Raw genomic sequence first — 23,220 nt, 5'->3', positions numbered from 1 at the left:
GACGCGCCGGGCCGCCCCAAGCAAGCTCGCTCCCGCTTGGCGGGAAGGCGCGCAGCGCCAAGGGTGCACCAATGAGCGACGCGCTGCCGTTGCCGCAGCGCGTGCCGCTGTCTACCCCGGACGGTCAGACGCTGGCCTTGCGCCGATTGCCCGTCGCCGGGACGCCGCGCGCTGTGGTGATCGTGGTCCATGGGCTGGGCGAGCATGCGGGGCGCTACCACGGGCTCGCGAAGCGGCTGCACGAATGGGGCTTCGCCGTCTGGGCGCACGACCATTTCGGCCATGGCGAATCGACCGGCGCGCGCGGCGGATTGCCGAGCGAACTGCGGCTGGTCGACGACCTCGCGCTGGTGATCGACGATGCGCGCCGCGAGAACCCCGGTGTGCCGGTCGTGCTCTTGGGGCACAGCCTCGGCGGACTGGTCGCGGCCAGCCTGGTGGCGCGCGGCGTGCGGCCTGTCGATGGCCTGGTGCTCTCGTCGCCGGGGCTCGATCCGGGCCTGAGCGGGTTTCAGAAAGCGCTGCTCGCGGTGCTGCCGCGCATCGCGCCGAACCTGCGCGTGGGCAATGGCCTGGACGACAACTACCTCTCGCACGACCGCGCCGTCGTGCAGGCCTACCGCGACGATCCGCTCACGCACGACCGTATCGGCAGTCGGCTCGCGCGTTTCCTTGCGTACGAAGGAGCCACGGTGCAGCAGGCGGCGGCGCGCTGGCCGGCGCCCACGCTGCTGATCTATGCGGGCGACGACCGGCTCGTGAAGCCTGCCGCCAGCCGTGCGTTCGCAGCCGCCGCAGCGCCCAGCGGCATGGTCGAAGCGCAATGCTTCGAGACCCTGTACCACGAGATCTTCAATGAGCTGGACGCGGAGCCGGTGTTTGCCACGCTGCAGCGCTGGCTCGACAAGCGGTTTCCGTCGAACTGATCGAACAGCCTCAGGCAGCAGCCGAGCGCCGCCGCGTCCGCGCGAGCCACAGCAGTGCCGCGCCGGTCAGCACCACTGGCACCAGCGAGCCGTAGTTCAGCAGCTGCCAGCCCTGGGTCGTGACCAGCACGCCCGAGGCGAACGAGGTCAGCGCCAGCGTCGCGAACACGCAGAAATTGAGCGCACCCTGGGCCCGGTCGCGCTCCTCTGCGGTGTAAGCCGTGAGCGAAAGCGTCGTGCTGCCGGTGAACAGGAAATTCCAGCCCACGCCGAGCAGGCACAGCGCCACGAGGAAGTGCTGCAGCTCCACCCCCGACAGCGCGACGGCGATGCAGCCGAGGTTGAGTGCGAGCCCCACGCCCATCACCGGCAGCGCGCCGAAGCGGCGGATGAGGTGGCCGGTGAAGAAGCCGGGCGCGAACATACCGATCACGTGCCATTCGAGCACCAGCGCGGCGTCGGAAAACGGCAGGCTGCAGATCTGCATCGCGATCGGCGTGGCGGCCATCAGCAGGTTCATCACGCCGAAGCCCAGGGCGCCCGCGGCGGCGGCGACGATGAACACCGGCTGCCGCATGATTTCGGAGAGCGGTCGTCCGCCCAGGGCCTGCTGGCGGGTCAGGGGCGCGGGGAAGTCGATGAAGCGCATCACCGCCATCGAGAGCAGCGCCACCGCCGCGAGCGAGATGTAGGCGCCCGCGAACGGCACGGCGAAGAGTTCGCGCGTGGCGGACGCGAGGTTCGGGCCCGCCACCGCGCCGATCAGCCCGCCAGCCATCACCAGTGACACCGCCTTCTCGCGCCATTCCGGCGCCGCGAGTTCGGCCGCTGCAAAACGGTAGAGATTGGCGTTGGCGTTGTAGTAGCCGGCCACCACGGTGGCGAAGCACAGCAGCCAGAAGTTCTTCGAGATCGCTGCGTACGCGCACAGCAGCGCAGACGCCAGCGCCACGGCCAGTCCGATCTGGAACGATCCGCGCCGCCCGAAGCGCTGCTGCGTGCGCGCCACCAGCCCGGTGGTGAGCGCACCGCCCACCACATAGCCCATCACCGGCAGCGTCGCCATCCAGCCGCGCGGCGCGATTCCGAGGCCCACCAGTCCATTGATGGCAATGAAGGTGACGTTGTTGGTCAGGAAGAGGCCCTGACAGATGGCCAGGAGCCAGAGGTTGCGGTTCATGGCAGGGGGTTCTACGGGATTCGTCGCCTGGGCGCCAGCCAAAAAAAAGCGCCCTCGCGGGCGCCGGAATTCTGATGAGGCAGGCCTCGTTCAGGACTGCTTGCCTTGCAGCAAGCCGCTGAGCGAACCCAGCAGATCGTCGTGGTTGCCGAGACCTTGGTCCGGCACCTTGCCATGGGGCGTGAGCTGGTCGATGAGCGCCGGCAGCATGGTGGCGAGCATCGGCAGCAACGTTTGCGCATTGATGCCGAGCTTGGCCGCAATGTTCGCGATGGTGTCGCCACCGAGTGCGTTTTGCAGCTGGTCGCCTGACACCGGCTGGTTGTCTCCCTTGCCGATCCACGAGCCGATGACATCGCCCATCCCGGCCTGCTCGAACTTCGAGACCAGACCCCCCAGGCCGCCTTGACCGCCGTTGTTGGCGAGCAGGCCACCCAGTGCGCCGGCCAGGCCGCCGAGATCTCCCAATCCCCCGATGCCTCCGCCTTGCGGTTGCTGCTGTTGGCCAGCGCCTCCGAGCACTTGACCGAGTACTGAATCGAGCAATCCCATGGTCATTTCCTTGGTGTGTGACAGAACCGACGCATTTTCCGTGCGACGGACCGCAAGCCGTAAGTGGAGCCCCACTTTTCGAACTTGCAACGTGACAAATTACTTGATGCGTGCCGGGCGTTTGGGCAGCAGTGCGGGGGTCACCCCTTGCACGCCGACGAGTCCGAGCACCGTCACGAGCGAATTCTGCGCGCCTTTCCATGCATCTGTCACGTCGATCGACTCACTCAGCGCATGGGAACCGGAGGACTTGCCGCCTCCCCCGATGATGATGGCCGGGATGCCCAGAGAGATCGGCACGTTGGCATCGGTGCTGCCGCCGCGCAGCAGCGTCTTCTGGCCGAAGGCGGTGTTCGAGCGCGTGGCGGCCTCGACGATCACCGAGTCGGTCGGGGTGCGGCCGCCGGGCCTGTCGCCGATCAGCTTGTGGCTCGCGCTCAGCGTCGTCACGTTCCAGCGCTTGTTCTCCTCGGCCACGGCTTCGTCGATGGCCGCGAGGATCTTTTTCTCGGTCTCCAGCAGCGAAGCCATGTCGTCCGAGCGGATGTCGATGGCCATGCGCGCATCGGGCGCGATGGTGTTCACCGACGTGCCGCCGCCCACGGTGCCGACGGTGAAGGTGGTCTTGGGAAAGCTCGGCGTGCGCACATCGGCGATCTTGGCGATCGCGCGGCCCATGCCGTGGATCGCGCTGGGCACCTGGCCGAACGCGCCGAAGCTGTGGCCGCCCGGTCCCTTGAAGGTGACTTCATAGCGATGGCTCGCGGTGCCCAGCACCAGCACATGGCCGTCCGGCGAGGGCTCCAGCCCGACCATGCCGTCGATGTCCAGGTGGTCGCGGAAGATCGCCTTGATGCCGCGCAGGTTGCCCAGCTCTTCCTCGCCGACGTTGCCGACGATCAGGAGGTCGCCCGCCGTCTGCACCTTGTTGTCGTTGAGCACCTTGAGCCAAGACAGCAGCACCGTGAGGCCGCGCGTGTCGTCCGCGATGCCCGGCGCGTGGAGCCGGCCGTCGCGCTCTTTCACTTTCACGTCGGTGCCGGCGGGAAAGACCGTGTCGAGATGCGCGGAGATCAACAGCTTCGGGCCGTTGCCCACGCCCTTGCGCAGGCCGACCACGTTGCCTTCTGCGTCGATCTTCGCGTCGGCCAGGCCCAGCGCCTTCATGCGTGCGAGGAAGGCTTCGGCGCGCTTCTGCTCCTTGAAAGGCGGCGCTTCGATCTCGGTCAGCATCTTCAGGTCTTCGACCGCGCGCTCGTGGTCGGCCTTGACCGCGTCCAGCAGCTTCTGGATCGCGGGCGAGGCCATCAGCTGGGTGTAGGTCCTGTCGACTTCAGGGCTGACCTGCGTCGGCGTGGGCGCGACGGCGTTGCTCTGGGCATGGACGCCGTGTGCGGCGCAGAGCGCTGCAAGAACGAGAGGAGCGAAATGCGCGAGTCGGAGCGAACGGGACATGGGCGGAAGGTCCTTCTTGGTCGTGAGGAATGGGTGAAGCGACCATTCTTCCGCAGCCTGTCCGCGCGCGCGTCGCGGAAAACACCCCCTTTTCAGGAGGGGCCGCCGAGCGACACCAGTGCCGCGAGCGCGGCGGTTTCAGCGCGCAGCACCCGCAGCCCGAGCGTGACCGGTGCGAAGCCGCGTGCGATCGCTTCCTGCTCCTCGGCGGCACTGAGGCCGCCTTCGGGGCCACTCAGCACGCGCACGTCGCGGTTGCCAGGGGCGTGTGTCGCAACGGCTGCGGCAATGTCCTGCGTGCCCTCGGCCAGGCTCAGGATGAAGCGCGCCATGGCGCTTCCTTCGCCCTGCGCATCGATCCAGCCCGAAGTGCCCGAGAACGCCCGCACCGGGTGAATCACCGGCACGCGATTGCGGCCGCACTGCTCGCACGCCGCGATGGCGATGGCCTCCCAGTGCGCCCGTTTCTTCTCGGCGCGCTCGCCCGAAAGACGCAGCACACCGTGCGCCGTGGCCAGCGGCTGGATGCTCGCGACGCCCAGCTCCGTGGCTTTCTCGACCAGCCAGTCCATGCGCTCGTTGGCCGGCATGCCGACGGCCAGGTGGACCGCGCGCGTCGCTTCGCGCTCGACGGGGTGGTGTGCGCCGACCGTGACTGCGACGTCGCTTCGGCCCATGCGCTCGATCGTGGCCTCGTATTCGCCGCCTGCCCCGTCGAACAGGGTCAGCGCATCGCCCGGCTGCATCCGCAGCACCTGCACGTGGCGCGCGGCCCCGGGCGGCAGCGCGAAAGCGGCGCCGGCGCTCAACGGTACGGAACAGTGGAAACGGGGCATGCTATGAAATAAGGAGCGAAGAATGCAGCCGTGATGCGGGCATCACCGGTGGTTTTTGTAAATTTCGCTTCAGACCCGGCCGTAGGCAAAGCCGGTGAGCGCGGAGGTGCCCTCGACCTCGTCGATCACGCGCACGAGCGGCGTGAGCTCCATGTAGCGGCTGGCGGTGGCGCGGATGTAGGCGATGAAGCGCGGCGTGTCGGCAAGGTAGCGGGGCTTGCCGTCGCGCAGCGTGAGGCGCGCGAAGATGCCGGCGACCTTCAGGTGGCGCTGCAGGCCCATCCATTCGACGGCGCGATAGAAAGCGCCGAAATCCTCGTCGACCGGCAGCCCGGCCTTGCGCGCCGCCTGCCAGTAGCGCACGGTGATGTCGAGCACGAACTCCTCGTCCCAGCTGAGGAAGGCGTCGCGCATCAGGCTGGCGATGTCGTAGGTGATGGGGCCGTAGACGGCGTCCTGGAAGTCGAGCACGCCCAGGGCGGTACCCGAGCCGCCGCCGGGCCGCCCCAAGGCGGCGAGCGCCCCCTCGGGGGGCAGCGAGGACACGCCAGTGCCGAGCGTGGGGGCCACACTCATCATCAAGTTGCGCGGCATGAAGTCGCGGTGCACGTAAACGCTGGGAGCAGCCAGGTTGCTCTCGACGATCAGCTTGAAGCTGCGTTCGAGCCGCTCCTTCAGCTTGCCCTCGATGGCCACGCCGCGATGACGGCCGATATACCACTCGGGAAAGAGCGCCAGTTCACGCTCGAGCAGCGCCCGGTCGTAGGGCGGCAGCACGCCGGGTTGGGAGGCCAGCTGCCAGCGGATCAGCGCGTCGATCGCCTGGTCGTAGAGCGGGCGGCTGGCGTCGGGCTGGGCTGGGTCGATCACGTCGAGCATGGTCTGGCGGCCCAGGTCGTCCAGCAGCAGGAAGCCGTTCGGGCGGTCCCACGCGAGCACCTTGGGCGCGGTCACGCCGGCCTCGGCCATGAGCCCGGCCACCTGCACGAAGGGATCGCTGTTCTCCTTGTCCGGCGGGGCGTCCATCACGATGCGCGTCGGCGTACCGGGGATGCGGGTGTCGACGCGGAAATAGCGGCGGAAGCTCGCATCGGCCGAGGCGAGGCGCACGGTGTCGGGCAGAAGATGCTGGTCGGCGGCAATGCCGGTCAGCCAGCCCCGGAACACTTCGGCCCGCTGCGGATCTGTCCAGAGAATGGTCTCGGCGGGGCGTGGGGCCAATGCGGCCGGGGGCGGGGGTGCTGTCATGGATAATCGATTCTACAAATCCGCCTGGCGCGGCAACCCCCTCCGGTCGGCCACCGATCGAGCAAAGGTTGCTGCCGGCCCCTGCAACCCGCCGGCCTGCCGCGCCGTCTCCCCGACGATCTTTCGTTCCGAACCGATGCCTACGACCCAAAGCCCTCACGCTTGGCACCTTGTGCGCTCGCTGCTCTCCTCGGGGGAGCCGCGGGCTTTCCTCGGAACGGCCTGGCGGGAGGCTTGATGAGCCGACGTGTTGCCCTGCGACGTGCCGGCCCGCCGCTGAAGCTGGCCATGCTGTCGCTGGCGCTGCTCCAGGCGCACGGCGCCTTCGCGCAGTCCGCCGCCGGCCTCGACGGCCCGTTGACGCTCAAGCGCACCCCGCTGCTCACCGAAATCATCCCGCCCGCCGAGCGCGGCCAGCTGCCCAGCCTGGTCACCGGCGACCGCATGTCCGGCCGCCCCGACCTCGAGACCGTGGTCGAAGGCAACGCCACGCTGCGACGCGGCCCGGTCGCCATCACCGCCGACCGCCTCGAGTACTACCAGCCCGACGACCGCGCCAAGGCCAAGGGCAATGTGAGGGTCAACCAGGCCGGCAACGTGTACGAAGGGCCCGAGCTGGAACTCAAGCTCGAGACCTTCGAGGGCTTCTTCAACAACGTGCGCTACCGGTTCCTCGCGAACGGCGGCCACGGCGATGCGGAGCGCATCGATTTCGTCGATTCCAACGTGTCGATCGCCCGGCGCGCCACCTACACCACCTGCCGTCGCGAAGACTTTCCGGGCTGGATGCCGGCGTGGCTCCTGACTGCGGCCACGATCACCACCGACACCGAAGAGAACGAGGGCGTGGCCACCAACGCGCGCCTGAGCTTCATGGGCATCAGCACGCCGCCGATCCCGAGCGTGAGCTTCCCGCTGTCGAACGCGCGCAAGAGCGGCCTCCTGCCGCCCACCATTGGCGTGGACAACACCAACGGCATCGAGATCTCGCAGCCGTACTACTGGAACATCGCGCCCAACCGCGACGCCACGATCACGCCGACGATCATGAGCAAGCGCGGCCTGAACCTGGGCACCGAGTTCCGGTACCTGGAGAAGGAATACAACGGCAGCATCCGCCTGGACCTGATGGGCGCCGACCGCCTGGTGGGCCAGCGCTACAACGAATTGCGCGCCTCGCAGCTGCAGCAGCTGGCCAACGGAGAAATCCAGGCCAAGGACCTGACCCGGGCGCCCGGCAGCACCAAGCGCTGGGGCATCTGGGCGAACCACCACCAGGACTTCGACGCCAAGGCGCTCGGCCTGGATTCGCTGTCGGCCAACATCAACATCAACCGCGTCAGCGACAACGACTACTGGCGCGACTTCACGCGCACGCCGACGCTGGCGCAGCGCCAGTTGCCAAACGAGGCATCGCTCAACTGGAGCAAGGACGACTGGAGCGGCGCAATCCGCACGCTGCGCTACCAGACGCTGCAGTACAACCTGTCGCCGATCGTGCCGTCGTACGACCGCATGCCGCAGATCACGGCCAACTACAACAAGTACGACTGGCACGGCTTCGACGTCGCACTGAACCTCGACTACACGCGCTTCCGCGTCAACTCGATCCTGAGCGGCCAGCCCGGCTTCGACCTCACCCAGCAGTCGCAGCCCGATGGGGACCGCGCCATGGCGAACCTCGCGATCAGCCGGCCGTTCATCACGCCGAGTTCGTTCGTCATTCCGAAGCTGCAGCTGAACACGGCCACCTACAACTTCTACCGGCCGCAGAACGAGATCCCGACGATCACGGTCAACGGGGTCCAATATGTCAACGGCGTGCCACGCCAGAACGGCGCGCTGTACTTCTTTCCGACCTCGGCCAACCGGACGGTGCCGACCTTCAGTCTGGACAGCGGCCTGATCTTCGAGCGCGACGCCAACTACTTCAGCCGTGCCTTCCGGCAGACGCTGGAGCCGCGCGCCTACTACGTCTACACGCCGTACCGCGACCAGAGCAGGCTGCCGAACTACGATTCGGCCGCCAACGACTTCAGCTTCGCGACGATCTACACCGAGAACGCGTTCTCGGGCGGCGACCGCATCTCCGACACCAACGCGCTCACGCTCGGCGTGACCTCCCGCCTGATCGACCCCGCCACCGGCGTCGAGGCGGCACGCATCGGCATCGCGCAGCGGCTGCGCTTTGCCGACCAGAAGGTCACGCTGCCCGGCGGCTTGCCGGTGACCGACCGCGCGAGCGACTTCCTCGTCGGCGGCCAGATCAACTGGACGCCGAAGTGGAGCACGGACGCACTTGTCCAGTACAACCCCGACTCGCGCAAGTCCACCCGCGCAGCGCTCAGCGCACGCTACAACCCTGAGCCGTACCACAACCTCAGCGTGGCGTTCCGCTACCAGGCCCCGAGTGCGGCCTACCAGGCGGCGCTGCTGGCCAACCCCAACACCACGGCGGTGAACGACGGCAACAAGTCGATCGACGTGGGCTGGCAATGGCCGCTCAACGATCTGTGGGGCGACAAGGGCAAGAACCTCGGTCCGGGCAAGGGCCAGGGCGGCGGCCGCTGGTATGCGGTGGGCCGTCTCAACTACGACCTGCAGGACAAGAAGCTCACCGACGGCGTGCTCGGCTTCGAGTACGACGGCTGCTGCTGGATCGGACGCGTGGTGCTGCAGCGCATCACCACCGGCCAGGTGACGGCCAACACCCGCATCATGTTCCAGCTCGAATTCGTCGGCTTCTCCAGCATCGGCTCCAGCCCGATGCAGGCCCTGCGGCAGAACATCCAGCGCTACGAACCCCTGCGCCAACCTGGCGAGGCGCCGAGCCGCTTCACCAATTACGACTGAGACGACTGATTGAGCAACGCCATGAAACACATCCGTTCCATCATCACCCTGGGCTGCCTTGCGGCAATGGCCGCAACGTCGGGTGCGCAGGGCTTCCGCTCTGGCAGCGGCATCACGGACATCATGCGCGCCGGTCCGCGCCTGGGGCCCCCGCCGGTGCAGCGCGCCCCGGCCGCGCCGGCGGCGGCGCCCGTGCAGCGGGCGGCTGAATTCATCGTCGCGCTGGTCAACTCCGAGCCGATCACCAACACCGACGTGCAGTCGCGTGTGACGCGCCTGCTCAAGGAAAACCCCGACGCCGAACGCGTGCCGCGCGGCGAGCTCACGCGCCTCGTGCTCGAGCGCCTGATCGTCGAGCGCGCGCAGCTGCAGCTTGCCAAGGAAAACGGCATCAAGGTCGACGACGTGGCGATCGACCAGGCCGAGCAGACCGTGGCGCGCCAGAACGAGATCAGCCTGGTCGAGCTGCGCCGCCGCGTGGCCGCCGAAGGCATTGCGCTGGCGGATTTCCGCAGCGACCTGCGCGACCAGCTGCTGCTCACCCGCCTGCGCGACCGCGAAGTCGAGTCGAAGGTCAAGATCAGCGATGCCGAGGCCGACGAGTACCTGCGCGACCAGCGCAACTCGAACGTCAAGAACGCGGCCTTGCAGAACCTCAACCTCGCACAGGTGCTCGTGGCCCTTCCCGAGAACGCCACCGACGCCCAGATAGCTGCCGCGCAGAAGAAGGCCCAGGGCCTTGCCGAGCGCGCCCGCGCCGGCGAGGACTTCGACAAGCTGGTGCGCGAGAACTCCGATTCGCCCGACCGCGCCAACGGCGGCGCCATCGGCATGCGCAGCGCCGACCGCTATCCACCGCTGTTCGTCGACGCGGTGCAGTCGACGGCGGTGAACGGCATCGCCGGCCCGGTGCGCTCCAGCGCCGGCTTCCATGTGCTCAAGGTCCTGGCCAAGGCGCAGATCGGTTCGCTCGACGCGACCGTGACGCAGACCCAGGTGCGCCACATCCTGCTGCTCAACGACCCCAAGCGCACCACGGCGCAGGCGGTGGCCCAGCTGGCGGAATTCAAGCGCCGCGTGCAGGCCGGCACGGCCGACTTCGCGGGCCTCGCGCGCGACAACTCGCAGGACGCCAGCGCCAAGGAAGGCGGCGACCTCGGCTGGTCGCGCCCCGGCCAGTTCGTGCCCGAGTTCGAGGAAGCCATGGACCGGCTGTCGCCGGGCCAGATCAGCGACCCGCTCGTCTCGCGCTTCGGCGTGCACCTGATCCAGGTGGTCGGCCGCCGTGACTCCAAGCTGACCCAGACGGAGCAGCGCGAAGCCGCGCGCAACGTGCTGCGCGAACAGCGCGTCGAGGAAGCCTTCACCACCTGGGTGCAGGAAGTGCGTGCACGCGCCTACGTGGAATACCGCGACCCGCCGCAGTCCTGATCCGATGGCACACATCGCCAGGAAGCGGTTCGGGCAGCATTTCCTGTCCGACGGCGGGATCATCGATGCGATCGTGCATGAGATCGCGCCGCAGCCCGGCGATGCGATGGTCGAGATCGGCCCGGGGCTCGCGGCGCTGACGCAGCCGCTGGTCGAGCGGCTCGGGCGCCTGACGGTCATCGAACTCGATCGCGATCTGGCCAAGCGCCTGCGGGAGCATCCGCAGCTGGAGGTCATCGAGTCCGATGTGCTGAAGGTGGACTTCGCCGAGCTCGCGGCCAAGGTTGCCCCCAAGCCGCTGCGCGTGGTGGGCAACCTGCCCTACAACATCTCGACGCCGATCCTGTTCCACCTGCTGGGCTTTGCCCACCTGATCGCCGACCAGCACTTCATGCTGCAAAAGGAAGTGATCGACCGCATGGTGGCCAGGCCCGCCACCTCGGACTACAGCCGCCTGAGCGTGATGCTGCAGTGGCGCTACGACATGCAGAACGTGCTGTTCGTGCCGCCCGAGAGCTTCGATCCGCCGCCGCGCGTGGACAGCGCCGTGGTGCGCATGGTGCCGCTGGCGCAGCCGCCGGCGGTCGATGCGGCCCGGCTTGGCGAGATCGTGCAGGTCGCCTTCAGCCAGCGCCGCAAGATCCTGCGGCATACGCTGGGCAAATGGCTGGAGGAGCACGGCTTCGAGGGAGAGTTCGATCCCCAGCGGCGCGCCGAGGAGGTGCCGGTCGCCGAATACGTCGCACTGGCCCAGGCCGTTCCCCCATGAAAAAAGCCCGTCGACGACGGGCTTTTTTCATTCAGGCAGGTTGCTGCGATTACGCGGCGGCCAGCCAGTACCCCGCGTTGAAGGGGCTGCTCATGCGCAGCGCCAGGGGCGACACGTCGACCAGTTTGTCGGTCGGCATTTTTTCGCCGGCCGGCTCGGTGCTGGCGGCGGCCGTTGCTGCGGCGGCGTTGGGGTTCACTTCGATGCCATCGAGGGTTTCAGCGTTGGGCTGAGCCTCGTTCGCCCGTTCTGCTTGGCTGGTAGATGCAGAACGGGCTACAGAAAAGAATAGAAGCACCGGAAGGGGACCTTGCGGTCGCCCCAGTAATCCGAAGCGTCCCGGAAGATGTCGAGCAGCTGCTCGCGCGCTTCCTTGTCGAACTTGGCGTTGGCCGGGATCTGTTCGAGCACGATGACAAAACCTGGCTGCGGGCCCGATTTATGCAACGGATCGGTCATGCAGTCGTACAGCGCGTCGAAGTTCTTGCCGAAGTGCGCCGGGAAGGTGAACTGCTGGGCGATCAGGTCGAGCACGTCCTGCTTGGTCTGGGCGTTGCCCAGGTTGGCGTACAGGAAGTGCTGGCCGGCTGCGTTGGCAGCGTCCTGCAGGTCGTTCACGCGGAACGCGCGGATCGATTGCACGATGTTCGGGCGTACGGCACGAAGGGATAAGGTCATCTCCGCTGGTCTTTCCATAGTCATCATCATTTCTTCGGGGCGCTTCGGGGCGCCACTCAGGTCGTTTTTATCGCTCATGGCGCAATCCGTCTGAAACTTGCATAGTGGTCTGCCGTGTACCAGCAGGCCTCGGGCGTCGTGCGTTGTTCGCCACCGCAGACGATTCGCTGGGCACCCCGGTTGCGAGAACCCGGTGTCGTCACCGTGTACTCGCGGTAGTGGCCGCGCCGTGCCGGCGGCAGGAGACGCTCGCGGTTGCCAAATACAGTGCCGTCCTTTTCGTACCGGAAGGGGCCACCGTTCAAGATGGCCTGATAGGTTCGCTGGCCCTGGACCGGGAGATCGGTCAGTGCAATCGATTCCTCAGCGGACGTTTTTCCTGCGCCGAACCATCCGCGGGCCTCTGCCCCCGTCGTCAACGCCAACAGCATCAGGCTGGTGAGCGCAAACTTTGAGACAGAGGACGTGATCGAGGCGTAAGCCGCCATGGGACACCACAGGAGAAAAGAGCGGGGGGTTTCGAATTGCGCTCAACCTCGGGGTTAACCCGCAAATTCAAGCCCGCGAGTGTGCACCACGCTGGCGAAAATAGCAAGCGACTGCTCAAAGTTTGAGCAGTCGCGAGGGGCGGAAGTGGCCCGCTAAGTCAGCGTCCACTATCGCCAAATAGCCTATCTCTCGGCGTTTGCGTCAGCCACTGTCAAGGCTGTCATGTTCACGATGCGGCGAACGGTCGCGCTGGCCGTGAGAATGTGCACAGGTTTGGCCGCGCCGAGCAGCACCGGCCCGATCGCGATGTTGCCGCCCGCCGCTGTTTTGAGCAGGTTGTACGAAATATTGGCAGCGTCGATGTTCGGAAAAACCAACAGGTTGGCGTCACCGGCCAACGCGCTGTGCGGCATGACGACCGCGCGCTGCTTGCTGTCCAGGGCCACGTCGCCGTGCATTTCGCCGTCCACTTCGAGCCAGGGCGCCTGCACGCGCAGCAGGTCGAGCGTCTTGCGCATCTTGATGGCGCTGGGTTCGTTGCTGGTGCCGAAGTTGGAATGCGACAGCAGCGCCGCCTTGGGCTTCAGGCCGAAGCGCATCATTTCCTCGGCCGCCATCGTCGTGATCTCGGCCAGTTCCTCTGGCGAGGGGTCGTAGTTGACGTGCGTGTCGACCAGGAACACCTGGCGGTCGGGCAGCAGGAGGCCGTTCATGCAGGCGTACACCGGCACGTCCTGCGGGGTGCTCTCGCAGCCGCCGGGGCGCTTGCCGATCACCTGGTCGATGTAGTGCAGGTGGATCAACGTGGTGCCCCAGGTGCCGCAGATCATGCCGTCGACCTCGTCCTTGTGCAGCAGCATCGCGCCGATCAGCGTGAGGCGACGGCGCATCTCGATCTTGGCGGTCTGCACCGTCTGGCCCTTGCGCTCGGTCATGCGGTGGTAGGTCTGCCAGAAGTCGCGGTAGCGGTGGTCCTGCTCGACATTGACGATGTCGTAGTCGAGCTCTTCCTTCAGGCGCAGGCCGAACTTCTCGATGCGCTGTGCGATGACGGCGGGGCGGCCGATGAGGGTCGGGCGCGCGATGCCCTCGTCGACCACGATCTGCGCGGCGCGCAGCACGCGCTCTTCTTCGCCCTCGCAGTACGCCACGCGCTTCTTCGAGGCGCGGCGGGCCGCTTCGAAGATCGGCTTCATCGTCGTGCCCGAGGCATAGACGAAGTTCTGCAGCTTGTCGCGGTAGGCGTCCATGTCCTTGATCGGACGCGTTGCCACGCCGCTTTCCTCGGCCGCCTTGGCCACCGCCGGCGCGATCTTCATCATCAGGCGCGGATCGAAGGGCTTCGGAATCAGGTATTCGGGGCCGAAGGACAGCTTTTCACCGACGTACGCGGCAGCGACGCGTTCGCTCTGCTCGGCCTGTGCCAGATCGGCAATCGCGTGCACCGCGGCGATTTCCATCTCGTCGGTGATCGTGGTCGCGCCGGAGTCGAGCGCTCCGCGAAAGATGTACGGGAAGCACAGGACGTTGTTGACCTGGTTCGGATAGTCGGTGCGGCCCGTGGCCATGATCACGTCGGGGCGCACTGCGTGCGCGTCTTCGGGGGCGATCTCGGGGTTCGGGTTGGCCAGCGCGAAGATCACCGGCTTGGCCGCCATGCTGGCGACCATCTCGGGCTTGAGCACGCCGCCGGCCGAGAGGCCCAGGAACACGTCGGCACCGACGATCACTTGCGCGAGCTTGCGCAGCTCGGTCTTCTGCATGTACTGGCGCTTGTCGTCGTCCATCAGCTCTTCGCGGCCTTCGTAGACCACGCCGGCCAGGTCGGTGACGAACACGTTTTCGCGCTTCAGGCCCACCTTGAGCAGCAGGTTCAGGCAGGCCAGCGCCGCGGCGCCCGCGCCCGAGGTGACTAGCTTGACGTCGGCGATGTTCTTTCCGGCCACCTTCAGGCCGTTGACCATGGCCGCCGCCACGGTGATGGCCGTGCCGTGCTGGTCGTCGTGGAACACCGGGATCTTCATGCGCTTGCGCAACTCGCGCTCCACGTAGAAGCAGTCCGGGGCCTTGATGTCTTCGAGGTTGATGGCGCCGAAGGTGGGCTCCAGCGAAGCGATGATCTCCACCAGCTTGGCCGGGTCCTTCTCGTCGATCTCGATGTCGAACACATCGACGCCGGCAAACTTCTTGAAGAGGACGCCCTTGCCTTCCATCACCGGCTTGGACGCCAGCGCGCCGATGTCGCCCAGACCGAGCACCGCGGTGCCGTTGCTGATCACACCGACGAGGTTGCCGCGCGAGGTGTACTTGAAGGCGTTCAGCGGGTCCTTGACGATTTCCTCGCAGGGCGCTGCCACGCCGGGCGAGTAGGCCAGCGACAGGTCGCGCTGGTTGACCATCTGCTTGGTCGCCGCGATGGCGATCTTGCCGGGGACGGGAAACTCGTGGTACTCGAGGGCGGCACGGCGCAGCTCGGCGCGTTTGTCTTCGGGCGTGGGAGTCGATGAGGTCGAAGGGGTCGAATCGGACATGTGCCTGTAGCTCCTGGTGGCGCTTCTTCTGGGGGCGCCGATTGTAGACCTCGGTTCGTAAAGCCATACGCCGCATGGCCGGTGGCGCCCATGACCAAAAGCACGGGTGTTTCGTCAAGGTCGTGTGGCAATATGCACAGTTCGGACAAAACCTGAAAACACCTGACGAGGAGCAACCATGGCCCTGATGGATTTCATCAAGAAACAGTTCATCGACATCATCCAGTGGACCGAGACCGGCGATGGCACGCTGGCCTGGCGCTTCCCGATGGCCGAGATGGAAATCCAGAACGGCGCCTCCCTCACCGTTCGCGAATCCCAGGTGGCCGTCTTCGTCAACGAAGGCAAGGTGGCCGACGTGTTCGGCCCCGGCATGTACAAGCTCACGACGCAGACCCTGCCCGTGCTCACGTACCTGAAGAACTGGGACAAGCTCTTCGAGTCCCCCTTCAAGAGCGACGTCTACTTCTTCAGCACCCGCCAGCAGGTCGACCAGAAGTGGGGTACACCCCAGCCGATCACGATCCGCGACAAGGACTTCGGCGCCGTGCGCCTGCGGGCCTTCGGCAACTACAGCTTCCGCATCGGCGATGCCAAGCTGTTCCACACCGAGATCTCCGGTACGCGCGACATCTACAGCGTGGCCGATCTCGACGGCCAGTTGCGAGGCCTGGTGCTGCAGAACATCAGCAACGCCATCGCCTCCAGCGGCGTGCCTTTCCTTGACCTTGCGGCCAACCAGATCCAGTTTGCGCAGGCGCTCGCCGCGCAGCTCGTGCCCGAGTTCGAGAAGATCGGCATCAAGCTCGAGAACATCACGGTCCAGAACGTCTCGCTGCCCGAAGAGCTGCAGAAGATCCTCGACCAGAAGATCGGCATGGGCATGGTCGGCAACGACATGGGCAAGTTCATGCAGTACCAGACGGCGCAGGCGATTCCGAAGTTCGCCGAAGGCGCGGCCAACGGCGGCGGTGTCGTGGGCGATGCTATGGGCCTCGGAGCCGGCGTGGCGCTCGGCCAGGTGCTGGCACAGAACCTCGCACAGGGCCTGAGCCCGAATGCCGCTGCGGCAGCCGCGGCCAATACGGCCGCCGCCTCGCAGCCCGCCGTGGCGGTCGTGAGTCCGGCCGACGTGATGACCACGCTCGAAAAGCTCGGCGAGCTCAAGACCAAGGGCATCCTGACGCAGGAAGAGTTCGACGCCAAGAAGGCCGATCTCCTTAAAAAGCTCGTCTGACCCGGCGCTATGTCCTCGATAGCGCCTGACGCCCGTTCGACGGGCGTCGGAAGCCTCATTGGCTTGAGAAAATCATGGCCCTCCGAGCCATGGCGCATACGCCATGGCTGAGGAAACCGGCAACCAACGCTACTACCGCGCGCCCTGCCCCGGCTGCGGCGCACCGGTCGAATTCCGCTCGGCGCAATCGACGCACGCGGTCTGTCCCTATTGCCAGAGCACCGTCGTGCGTCAGGGCGAGACGCTCGCGCGCACCGGCAAGATGGCGGAGCTGTTCGACGACTTCAGCCCGCTGCAGCTGTTCGCCACCGGCCGCATCCAGGACAAGCCTTTCACGCTGATCGGCCGGCTGCAATACACCTACCCGGGCGGCCGCTGGACTGAATGGATCGCCGCGCTCGACGACGAGCGCACCGCCATCCTCAGCGAGGACAACGGCGCCTACGTCTTCGCGCTGCCCTTCGACCTGCAGCGCACCGCGCCGCCGCCGGTCGACCTGCGCGTGGGTGCCACCAGCGCCTTCGCCGGCCAGAGCTACACCGTCACCTCGAACGAGCAAGTGGCGCTCACCTCCGCGCAGGGCGAGCTGCCGCACCTGCCCGATCTCGGCCGGCCGTTCGCAATGGTCGAGCTGCGCAACGACAAGGGGCTGGTGCTCAGCATCGACTACGGCACCGCCAAGCCCAGCGCTTATCTCGGCCGCTCGGTGCAGCTCGAAGACCTGCAGCTCGCCGGCCTGCGCGAGGAATCGGCGAAGGATGAAAAGGGCCGCAGCTTCAACTGCCCCAACTGCGGCTCGCCGGTCACCGTCAACCTGGCCGACAGCAAGAGCATCACCTGCCGCTCGTGCAACAGCATCATCGACCTGTCGCAGGGCATCGGCGGCGAGCTCAAGCACGCGACGCAGGACGAGCCGGTGCGCCCGCTCATCGCTCTCGGCACCATGGGCCAGCTGCAGGGCGCGCAGTGGCAGGTGGTGGGCTTCCAGCACCGCATGGGCGTGGAGCCCGGCGACGACGAGCACTTCGGCTGGGACGAGTACCTGCTCTACAACAAGAAGCGCGGCTTCAGCTTCCTGGTCGATGCCGAGGACGGCTGGAGCATGGTCAAGCCGACCACCGGCGCGCCGGTGATGGCCGAGAACGGCAGCACCGCCACTTACCTCAGCAAGCGCTACCAGCAGCAGTACGCCTACAACGCCGAGACCACCTACGTGGCGGGCGAGTTCTACTGGCAGGTCGAGCGCGGGCAAAAAACCTTCAACCGCGACTTCGCCAGCGGCCCTGCGCTGCTGTCAATGGAGCGCTCGGCCAATGAGCTGACGTGGTCGTCGGGCATCAAGCTGGACAGCGGCGTGGTCGCGACCGCCTTCAAGCTCGACGCCAAGAAGGACATGTTCAAGCGCGGCGACGCGCTGCCGGTGAGCGCCGCATCGGGCATGGGCTGCGGCACGATCATCCTGATCATCGTCGTCATCATCATCCTGCTGATCATCCTGAGCACCTGCAGCGGCCGTGGCGGCTCCTCGAGCGGCTACCGCAGTTCGGGCGGCTCGTACGGCGGCTCTTCGAGCGGCGGCGGCCACAAATGACGGAGATGCTTTTGCCCATCGAAATTTCACTTACTACTGCTACGACTGGAGGTCCCCATGGGATTTGAATGGCTGAAACCGGGCGTGGTCCTCGGATCGCTCGTGTACGCGCTGATCGGCGTGGTGATTTTCTGGCTCTGCTTCCTGATCATCGACAAGATCACGCCCTACGACCTGTGGGGCGAGATCGTCGAGAAGCAGAACGTGGCGCTGGGCCTCGTGGTTGCCGCGATGAGCCTGGGCATCTGCATCATCGTCGCCGCAGCAATCCATTGAACGAAGAGGCGGCAGTGTCCGCGCGCCCTGCCGATGCGCGCGGGCCGCAGCCCGTCGAGATCGCCCTGCTCGCCAGCGTGTTCGTGGTCGCGGCCTGCGGGCTGGTCTACGAACTGAGCGCGGCGGCGCTGAGCTCCTACCTGCTCGGCGACTCGGTGCTGCAGTTCAGCACCATCATCGGCACCTACCTGTTCGCGATGGGCGTGGGCTCCTGGCTCTCGCGCTATTTCGACCGCCAGCTGCCGGCGCACTTTCTTCGGATCGAGTTGCTGGTGGCGCTGATCGGCGGCGCGCTGCCAGCGATCCTGTTCCTGGCCAACGCCTACGTGCCGGGCGCATTCCGCCTGCTGCTCTACGGCCTCGTGATGGTCGTCGGCACGCTGGTCGGGCTCGAGATCCCGCTGGTCATGCGCATCCTGAAGCGCAACATCGTGCTCAAGGATCTGGTGTCGCAGGTGCTGACCTTCGACTATTTGGGCGCGCTCGCGGTGTCGGTGGCGTTTCCGCTGATCCTCGTGCCGCAGCTGGGCATGATCCGCACCGGCCTGCTGTTCGGCTTCATGAACGCGGCGGTGGCAGTGTGGGCGCTGTGGCTCTTTCGCCATGAATTGCGGCGCATCGGCGCGCATGCGGCGGCCTGCTTCCTCGCGCTGGCCGCGCTGCTCGGTGCGTTCATCTGGGCCGACCACATCACCACGCTGGCCGAAGACAAGTTCTATCAAGACCGCATTGTGTTCAGCGCCACCTCGCCCTACCAGCGCATTGTGGTCACGCGTGGGCAGCTCGGGCACCGCCTCTTCCTGAACGGCAACCTGCAGTTCGCCGAGCGCGACGAGTACCGATACCACGAGGCGCTCGTGCATCCGGTGATGGCCGCGCAGGGTGCACCGAAGAAGGTCGCGGTGCTCGGCGGCGGCGACGGCATGGCGGTGCGCGAGATCCTCAAGTACCCCTCGGTCGAATCGGTCACGCTGGTGGAGCTCGATCCGAACATGACGAAACTCTTCACCGAGCATGAAACGCTGGCCGCGCTCAACGCGCATTCGCTGTCGTCGCCCAAGGTGAAGATCGTCAACACCGATGCCTTCCAGTGGCTGCAGCAGCCGGGCGACATGTTCGATGTGATCGTGGTCGACTTTCCCGATCCGACCAACTTCGCGATCGGCAAGCTCTACACCAACAGCTTCTATTCGCTGCTCGAAAAACGCCTGTCGGCCAGCGGCTACGCAGTGGTCCAGACGACCTCGCCGCTGGTGGCGCGCAAGAGCTACTGGACCGTGGCGACGACCATCGAATCGGTAGGTCTGCGTGCGACGCCCTATCACGCGCATGTGCCGAGCTTCGGCGAATGGGGCTACATCATCGCGAGCCGCCGGCCGTACCGGATGCCCGATGCGCTGCCTTCGGGGTTGCGATTCCTCTCGCCTTCGACGCTGCCTCTGATGTTCGACTTTCCGCTCGACATGGCGCGCGTGCCGGCCGAGGTGAATCGCCTGTCGAACCAGACCCTTGTCACCACCTATGAACAGGAGTGGGGCAGGGTCATGGCGCACTAGCTTCGACACCATGCAACGGCGCGACTTCCTCGGCGTGGCGGGTGCGGCGGGCGCCCTGGCGCTGGCTGGGTGCGAGGTGCCGCCGCCCATCGAAGGCGGCTTCACCGGCATCGACGTCGCGCGCGGCCACGCCATGCGCGACGGCACGCTCAAGGGCCAGGCGCCCGCGACCGTCAAGCGCACGCGCGTGGTGATCGCCGGTGGCGGTGTCGCCGGTCTTGCGGCAGCTCGCGCGCTGCGGCTTGCAGGCATCGAAGACTTCACCCTGCTCGAACTCGAAGACACCGCCGGCGGCAACGCGCGCGGCGGCGTGGTCAACGGCATCGCCTGCCCGCTCGGCGCGCACTACCTGCCGGTGCCCGGCGACGATGCGCGCGAGGTGCAGGACCTGCTCGAGGAGCTGGGCCTTCGCCGGCGCGTGGCGGGCCGTTGGGAATACGACGAGCGCACCCTTTGCCACAGCCCGCAGGAGCGCCTGTTCTTCCACGGCGAATGGCAGGACGGCCTGCTCCCCGTGCATGGCGTGGGCGCCGACACGCAGGCGCAGTACCGCAAGTTCGCGCAGCGCATCGACGCGCTGCAGCACGCGGCGCACTTCGCCATTCCGACGCTCAAGGTCGCGGTCACGCCTGAACTGCTGGCGCTCGACGCCATCGCTTTTTCAAGCTGGCTCGACAGTGAAGGTTTCAGCAACGTGCAACTGCGCTGGTACCTCGATTACTGCTGCCGCGACGACTACGGCGCGGGCATCGAACAGGTCTCGGCCTGGGCCGGCATCCATTACTTCGCGAGCCGGCATGGCTTTCACGCGCCCGGCGATCCGGGCGGCAGCGCCAACGATGCGAATCCTGAGCGCGATGGCGTGCTCACCTGGCCCGAGGGCAACGGCTGGCTCACCAGGCAACTGGCTGCGCCGCTCGGCGAGCGGCTGCGCACGGGGCAGGTCGTCACGCGCATTGCCGAGTTGCGCGGTGGGGTGGAGGTCGATGCATGGGATGCCGCATCGAAGTCGCTGGTGCGCTGGCAGGCCGAGCGTTGCATCGTCGCGCTGCCGGTGTTCATCGCGGCGCGCGTGGTCGAGAACGCGCCCGAGGTGCTGAAGCACGCCGCCGCGCATGTGCGCTACGCGCCCTGGCTCGTCGCCAATGTGCACCTGCGCGGGCCGCTGGCCGACCACGTGGGCGCTGCGCCGAGCTGGGACAACGTGATCTACGGCACGCGCGGCCTTGGCTATGTCGATGCGCGCCATCAGACGCTCGACCCCACGCCGCGCGGCACCGTGCTGAGCTGGTATCGGCCATTGGGCCCGAGCAGCTACGACACCGCCGATGGCCGCAAGCTGCTGTTGGAGCGCCCCTGGACCGGCTGGCGTGATGACCTGCTCGCCGAGCTGTCGGTGCCGCATCCGGACCTGCCTTCGCTCGCCACGCGCATCGAGATCACGCGCTACGGCCATGCCATGTCGATCCCCCGGCCCGGACTGCTGGCGGAGATCGGTTCGCAGCGCAGGGCGCCGGACGATGCGCATCGCGGCAGCGTCATCGCGGGGCGCCTGTCGTTCGCGCACGCGGACTGGTCGGGCTACTCGATCTTCGAGGAGGCCTTCACGCGCGGCCACGTCGCTGGGGCGAGCCTGGCATGAAGACACTCGTACTCGGCGGCTACGGAAATTTCGGTGCGCGCATCTGCCGTGCACTGGCAGCAGATGCGGGCATCGAGCTGCTGGTCGGTGGACGCGACCTGGAGCGGGCGACGGCTTTCGCGCAGTCACTGGGCGGCAATGCGCGCGGTGTGCGCGTCGATGCGCAGTCGCCCGATCTCGCGCAGGGCCTGGACTACCTCGGCGTCGATCTCGTCATCCACACCGCCGGCCCGTTCCAGAACCAGGACTACCGCGTGCCGCAGGCCGTCGCGGCGGCCGGTGCGCACTACATCGACCTGGCCGACGGCCGCCGTTTCGTCTGCGATTTTCCTGCCGCGATGGATGCCACCTTCCGCAACGCCGGCCGGACCGCCGTTGCAGGCGCCAGCACCGTGCCGGCGCTTTCCTCGGCGGTGATCGACCATCTCGCGGCCGGCTGGCAAGGCATCCGCAGCATCGACATCTGCATCGCGCCGGCGCAAGGCGCACCGCGCGGCGAGGCCACGCTCGCGGGCGTGCTTGCCTACTGCGGCGAACCGATCCGTGTTTGGCAGGACGGTCGATGGACCGAGCAGGCGGGCTGGGCGAACCCGGTGAATGTGCAGTTCGCGCGCATGCGGCCGCGCCGGGGTGCCTTGTGCGACATCCCCGATCTCGAACTCTTTCCGGCGCGCTATGCGGGTGTGCAGTCGGTCATGTTTCGCGCGGCGCTCGAAGTCGGCATCGCGCAGCAGGCCTTCGCCTTCCTGGCGTTCATGCATCGCGTGGGTCTGCTGCGCGCTCCGCAGAAGCTGGCGCCGTTGCTGCATTCGGCGGGTGGCGTGTTCGATGCGCTCGGCACTGCGTTGGGCGGCATGGTGGTGCGCGTCGAAGGCATCGATGCGCAGGGTGCCGCAGCGCGCCGCGCCTGGCACATCGCGGCGGACGACAACCACGGCCCCGAGATTCCCTGCATGGCCGCAATCCTGCTGGCCCGCAGGATTGCACGCGGCGATGCGCTCCCTGTCGGCGCACATGCCTGCGCCGGCCTGCTCACGCTGTTGGAATTCGCGCCCGAGTTCGCACGCTGGGGCATGGTGACGGATGTGATCGACGAGACGGCGTCCGCCCCATGACCCGCCCGACCGACGACGACCGCCTGTTGCGCCTGAGCCTCGTCGCGGTCTGGCTGTTCACGGCCTTCGCCAGCATCGTCGAACTCAACGGCCAAAGCCGCCAGGTGCTGGTCGAGGCCGGGATCGCATCGCCGCCGTGGCTGGTGCAGCTGCTGATCGTCGGCGGTGCGGTAGCCGACCTCGCCATCGGCTTGGCGCTCTGGTTGCGGCCCGGTCGTACCACCTACCTCGCGGCCCTCGGCCTGATGCTGCTCATGACTGCGGTGGCCACCTTCCTCCAGCCCACGCTGTGGCTTCATCCGCTAGGCCCGCTGCTCAAGAACCTGCCCATCGCCGCGCTGCTCTGGCATCTGTACCGGCGGCGCGCCACGCCATGAACACCTACCTCGTCCTCAAGTGGCTGCACATCGTCTCCAGCGTGCTGATGGTCGGCACGGGGCTGGGCTCGGCCTTCTACATGTTCTTTGCCAACCGCAGCGGCAGCGTGCCGGCGCAGGCGGTGGTGAGCCGGCTGGTGGTGCGCGCGGACTGGTGGTTCACCACGCCCACGGTCATCCTGCAGCCGGTCACCGGCTTTGCGCTGGCCCACATAGCGGGCTGGCCGCTCTCGACGCCGTGGCTTGCGGTGTCGCTGGGGCTCTTCGTTTTCGCGGGCCTTTGCTGGTTGCCGGTGGTGTGGCTGCAGATTCGCATGGCAGCGATGGCCGGGCAGGCGCACCAGGACGCGCTGCCGCTGCCGCCGCTGTATGCGCGCTACCAACGCTACTGGGAACTGCTCGGCTACCCGGCCTTCGTGGCCATGGCCGTCGTGTTCTGGTTGATGGTGAACAAGCCCGCCCTTTCCCTTTGATTCGA

Annotated in this window: 21 protein-coding genes; 12 read left to right on the top strand and 9 right to left on the bottom strand. The window is 67.0% G+C overall.

Annotated elements, in window-relative coordinates; translation table 11 throughout:
* Positions 1-71: 71 nt before the first annotated feature.
* Positions 72-926, top strand: coding sequence for an alpha/beta hydrolase (locus tag ACSFA7_RS10940; RefSeq protein WP_435499368.1), 855 nt, complete (start codon positions 72-74; stop codon positions 924-926).
* 10 nt (positions 927-936) lie between these two features.
* Here the strand turns inward: ACSFA7_RS10940 and ACSFA7_RS10935 are convergent, their stop codons facing one another.
* From ACSFA7_RS10935 to ACSFA7_RS10915, 5 genes are all read right to left on the bottom strand, one after another.
* Positions 937-2,106 (bottom strand): MFS transporter, encoded by a 1,170-nt coding sequence (locus ACSFA7_RS10935; protein ID WP_435499367.1) that lies wholly within the window; start codon positions 2,104-2,106, stop codon positions 937-939.
* 90 nt (positions 2,107-2,196) lie between these two features.
* Complete coding sequence (locus ACSFA7_RS10930) at positions 2,197-2,658, bottom strand: YidB family protein (protein WP_198785438.1); 462 nt, start codon at positions 2,656-2,658, stop codon at positions 2,197-2,199.
* A 99-nt stretch (positions 2,659-2,757) separates the two neighbouring features.
* Complete coding sequence (locus ACSFA7_RS10925; protein ID WP_435499366.1) at positions 2,758-4,113, bottom strand: M20/M25/M40 family metallo-hydrolase; 1,356 nt, start codon at positions 4,111-4,113, stop codon at positions 2,758-2,760.
* 92 nt (positions 4,114-4,205) lie between these two features.
* Positions 4,206-4,949, bottom strand: coding sequence for a 16S rRNA (uracil(1498)-N(3))-methyltransferase (locus tag ACSFA7_RS10920; RefSeq protein WP_435499365.1), 744 nt, complete (start codon positions 4,947-4,949; stop codon positions 4,206-4,208).
* 69 nt (positions 4,950-5,018) lie between these two features.
* Positions 5,019-6,197: an aminoglycoside phosphotransferase family protein gene (locus ACSFA7_RS10915; RefSeq protein WP_435499364.1), complete on the bottom strand. Its 1,179-nt coding sequence runs from the start codon at positions 6,195-6,197 to the stop codon at positions 5,019-5,021.
* A gap of 237 nt (positions 6,198-6,434) precedes the next feature.
* Between ACSFA7_RS10915 and ACSFA7_RS10910 the strand changes: the two genes are divergently transcribed.
* Genes ACSFA7_RS10910 through rsmA form a run of 3 tightly spaced genes read left to right on the top strand, consistent with a single transcriptional unit; the run spans position 6,435 to position 11,250 of the window.
* Entirely contained in the window at positions 6,435-9,050 is a 2,616-nt protein-coding gene (locus tag ACSFA7_RS10910; RefSeq protein WP_435499363.1) for an LPS-assembly protein LptD, read from the top strand.
* A 21-nt stretch (positions 9,051-9,071) separates the two neighbouring features.
* Positions 9,072-10,481: a peptidylprolyl isomerase gene (locus tag ACSFA7_RS10905; protein WP_435499362.1), complete on the top strand. Its 1,410-nt coding sequence runs from the start codon at positions 9,072-9,074 to the stop codon at positions 10,479-10,481.
* A gap of 4 nt (positions 10,482-10,485) precedes the next feature.
* Positions 10,486-11,250, top strand: a complete 765-nt coding sequence (gene rsmA / locus ACSFA7_RS10900) for a 16S rRNA (adenine(1518)-N(6)/adenine(1519)-N(6))-dimethyltransferase RsmA (protein WP_435499361.1) — start codon at positions 10,486-10,488, stop codon at positions 11,248-11,250.
* Positions 11,251-11,299: 49 nt separating this feature from the next.
* Here the strand turns inward: rsmA and ACSFA7_RS10895 are convergent, their stop codons facing one another.
* From ACSFA7_RS10895 to ACSFA7_RS10880, 4 genes are all read right to left on the bottom strand, one after another.
* Positions 11,300-11,449 (bottom strand): hypothetical protein, encoded by a 150-nt coding sequence (locus tag ACSFA7_RS10895; protein WP_176660962.1) that lies wholly within the window; start codon positions 11,447-11,449, stop codon positions 11,300-11,302.
* Between the two features lie 77 nt (positions 11,450-11,526).
* Positions 11,527-11,952 (bottom strand): barstar family protein, encoded by a 426-nt coding sequence (locus tag ACSFA7_RS10890; RefSeq protein WP_086011111.1) that lies wholly within the window; start codon positions 11,950-11,952, stop codon positions 11,527-11,529.
* Positions 11,953-12,002: 50 nt separating this feature from the next.
* On the bottom strand, positions 12,003-12,416 hold the full coding sequence (locus ACSFA7_RS10885) for a guanyl-specific ribonuclease (protein WP_206176332.1): 414 nt from the start codon (positions 12,414-12,416) through the stop codon (positions 12,003-12,005).
* Between the two features lie 183 nt (positions 12,417-12,599).
* Positions 12,600-14,948 (bottom strand): NADP-dependent malic enzyme, encoded by a 2,349-nt coding sequence (locus ACSFA7_RS10880; RefSeq protein WP_206176331.1) that lies wholly within the window; start codon positions 14,946-14,948, stop codon positions 12,600-12,602.
* A 178-nt stretch (positions 14,949-15,126) separates the two neighbouring features.
* Between ACSFA7_RS10880 and ACSFA7_RS10875 the strand changes: the two genes are divergently transcribed.
* From ACSFA7_RS10875 to ACSFA7_RS10840, 8 genes are all read left to right on the top strand, one after another.
* Entirely contained in the window at positions 15,127-16,185 is a 1,059-nt protein-coding gene (locus ACSFA7_RS10875; RefSeq protein WP_176661159.1) for an SPFH domain-containing protein, read from the top strand.
* A 103-nt stretch (positions 16,186-16,288) separates the two neighbouring features.
* Complete coding sequence (locus tag ACSFA7_RS10870) at positions 16,289-17,776, top strand: DUF4178 domain-containing protein (RefSeq protein ID WP_435499360.1); 1,488 nt, start codon at positions 16,289-16,291, stop codon at positions 17,774-17,776.
* A gap of 57 nt (positions 17,777-17,833) precedes the next feature.
* Positions 17,834-18,052, top strand: coding sequence for a DUF350 domain-containing protein (locus ACSFA7_RS10865; RefSeq protein WP_093055038.1), 219 nt, complete (start codon positions 17,834-17,836; stop codon positions 18,050-18,052).
* Positions 18,053-18,066: 14 nt separating this feature from the next.
* Complete coding sequence (locus ACSFA7_RS10860) at positions 18,067-19,608, top strand: polyamine aminopropyltransferase (RefSeq protein ID WP_435499359.1); 1,542 nt, start codon at positions 18,067-18,069, stop codon at positions 19,606-19,608.
* A gap of 10 nt (positions 19,609-19,618) precedes the next feature.
* Positions 19,619-21,250, top strand: coding sequence for an FAD-dependent oxidoreductase (locus tag ACSFA7_RS10855; RefSeq protein WP_435499358.1), 1,632 nt, complete (start codon positions 19,619-19,621; stop codon positions 21,248-21,250).
* Positions 21,247-22,365, top strand: a complete 1,119-nt coding sequence (locus ACSFA7_RS10850) for a saccharopine dehydrogenase family protein (protein ID WP_435499357.1) — start codon at positions 21,247-21,249, stop codon at positions 22,363-22,365. The genes ACSFA7_RS10855 and ACSFA7_RS10850 overlap by 4 nt, the downstream gene beginning before the upstream one ends.
* Entirely contained in the window at positions 22,362-22,742 is a 381-nt protein-coding gene (locus ACSFA7_RS10845) for a DoxX-like family protein (RefSeq protein ID WP_435499356.1), read from the top strand. Before ACSFA7_RS10850 ends, ACSFA7_RS10845 begins: the two co-directional genes overlap by 4 nt.
* Positions 22,739-23,215, top strand: a complete 477-nt coding sequence (locus tag ACSFA7_RS10840) for a DUF2269 family protein (RefSeq protein WP_435499355.1) — start codon at positions 22,739-22,741, stop codon at positions 23,213-23,215. Before ACSFA7_RS10845 ends, ACSFA7_RS10840 begins: the two co-directional genes overlap by 4 nt.
* The last annotated feature ends 5 nt before the right edge of the window (positions 23,216-23,220 follow it).

The organism is Variovorax trehalosi, assembly GCF_051216415.1.
Lineage (GTDB): Bacteria > Pseudomonadota > Gammaproteobacteria > Burkholderiales > Burkholderiaceae_C > Variovorax.
This window is presented reverse-complemented; position numbering and strand designations above follow the sequence as displayed.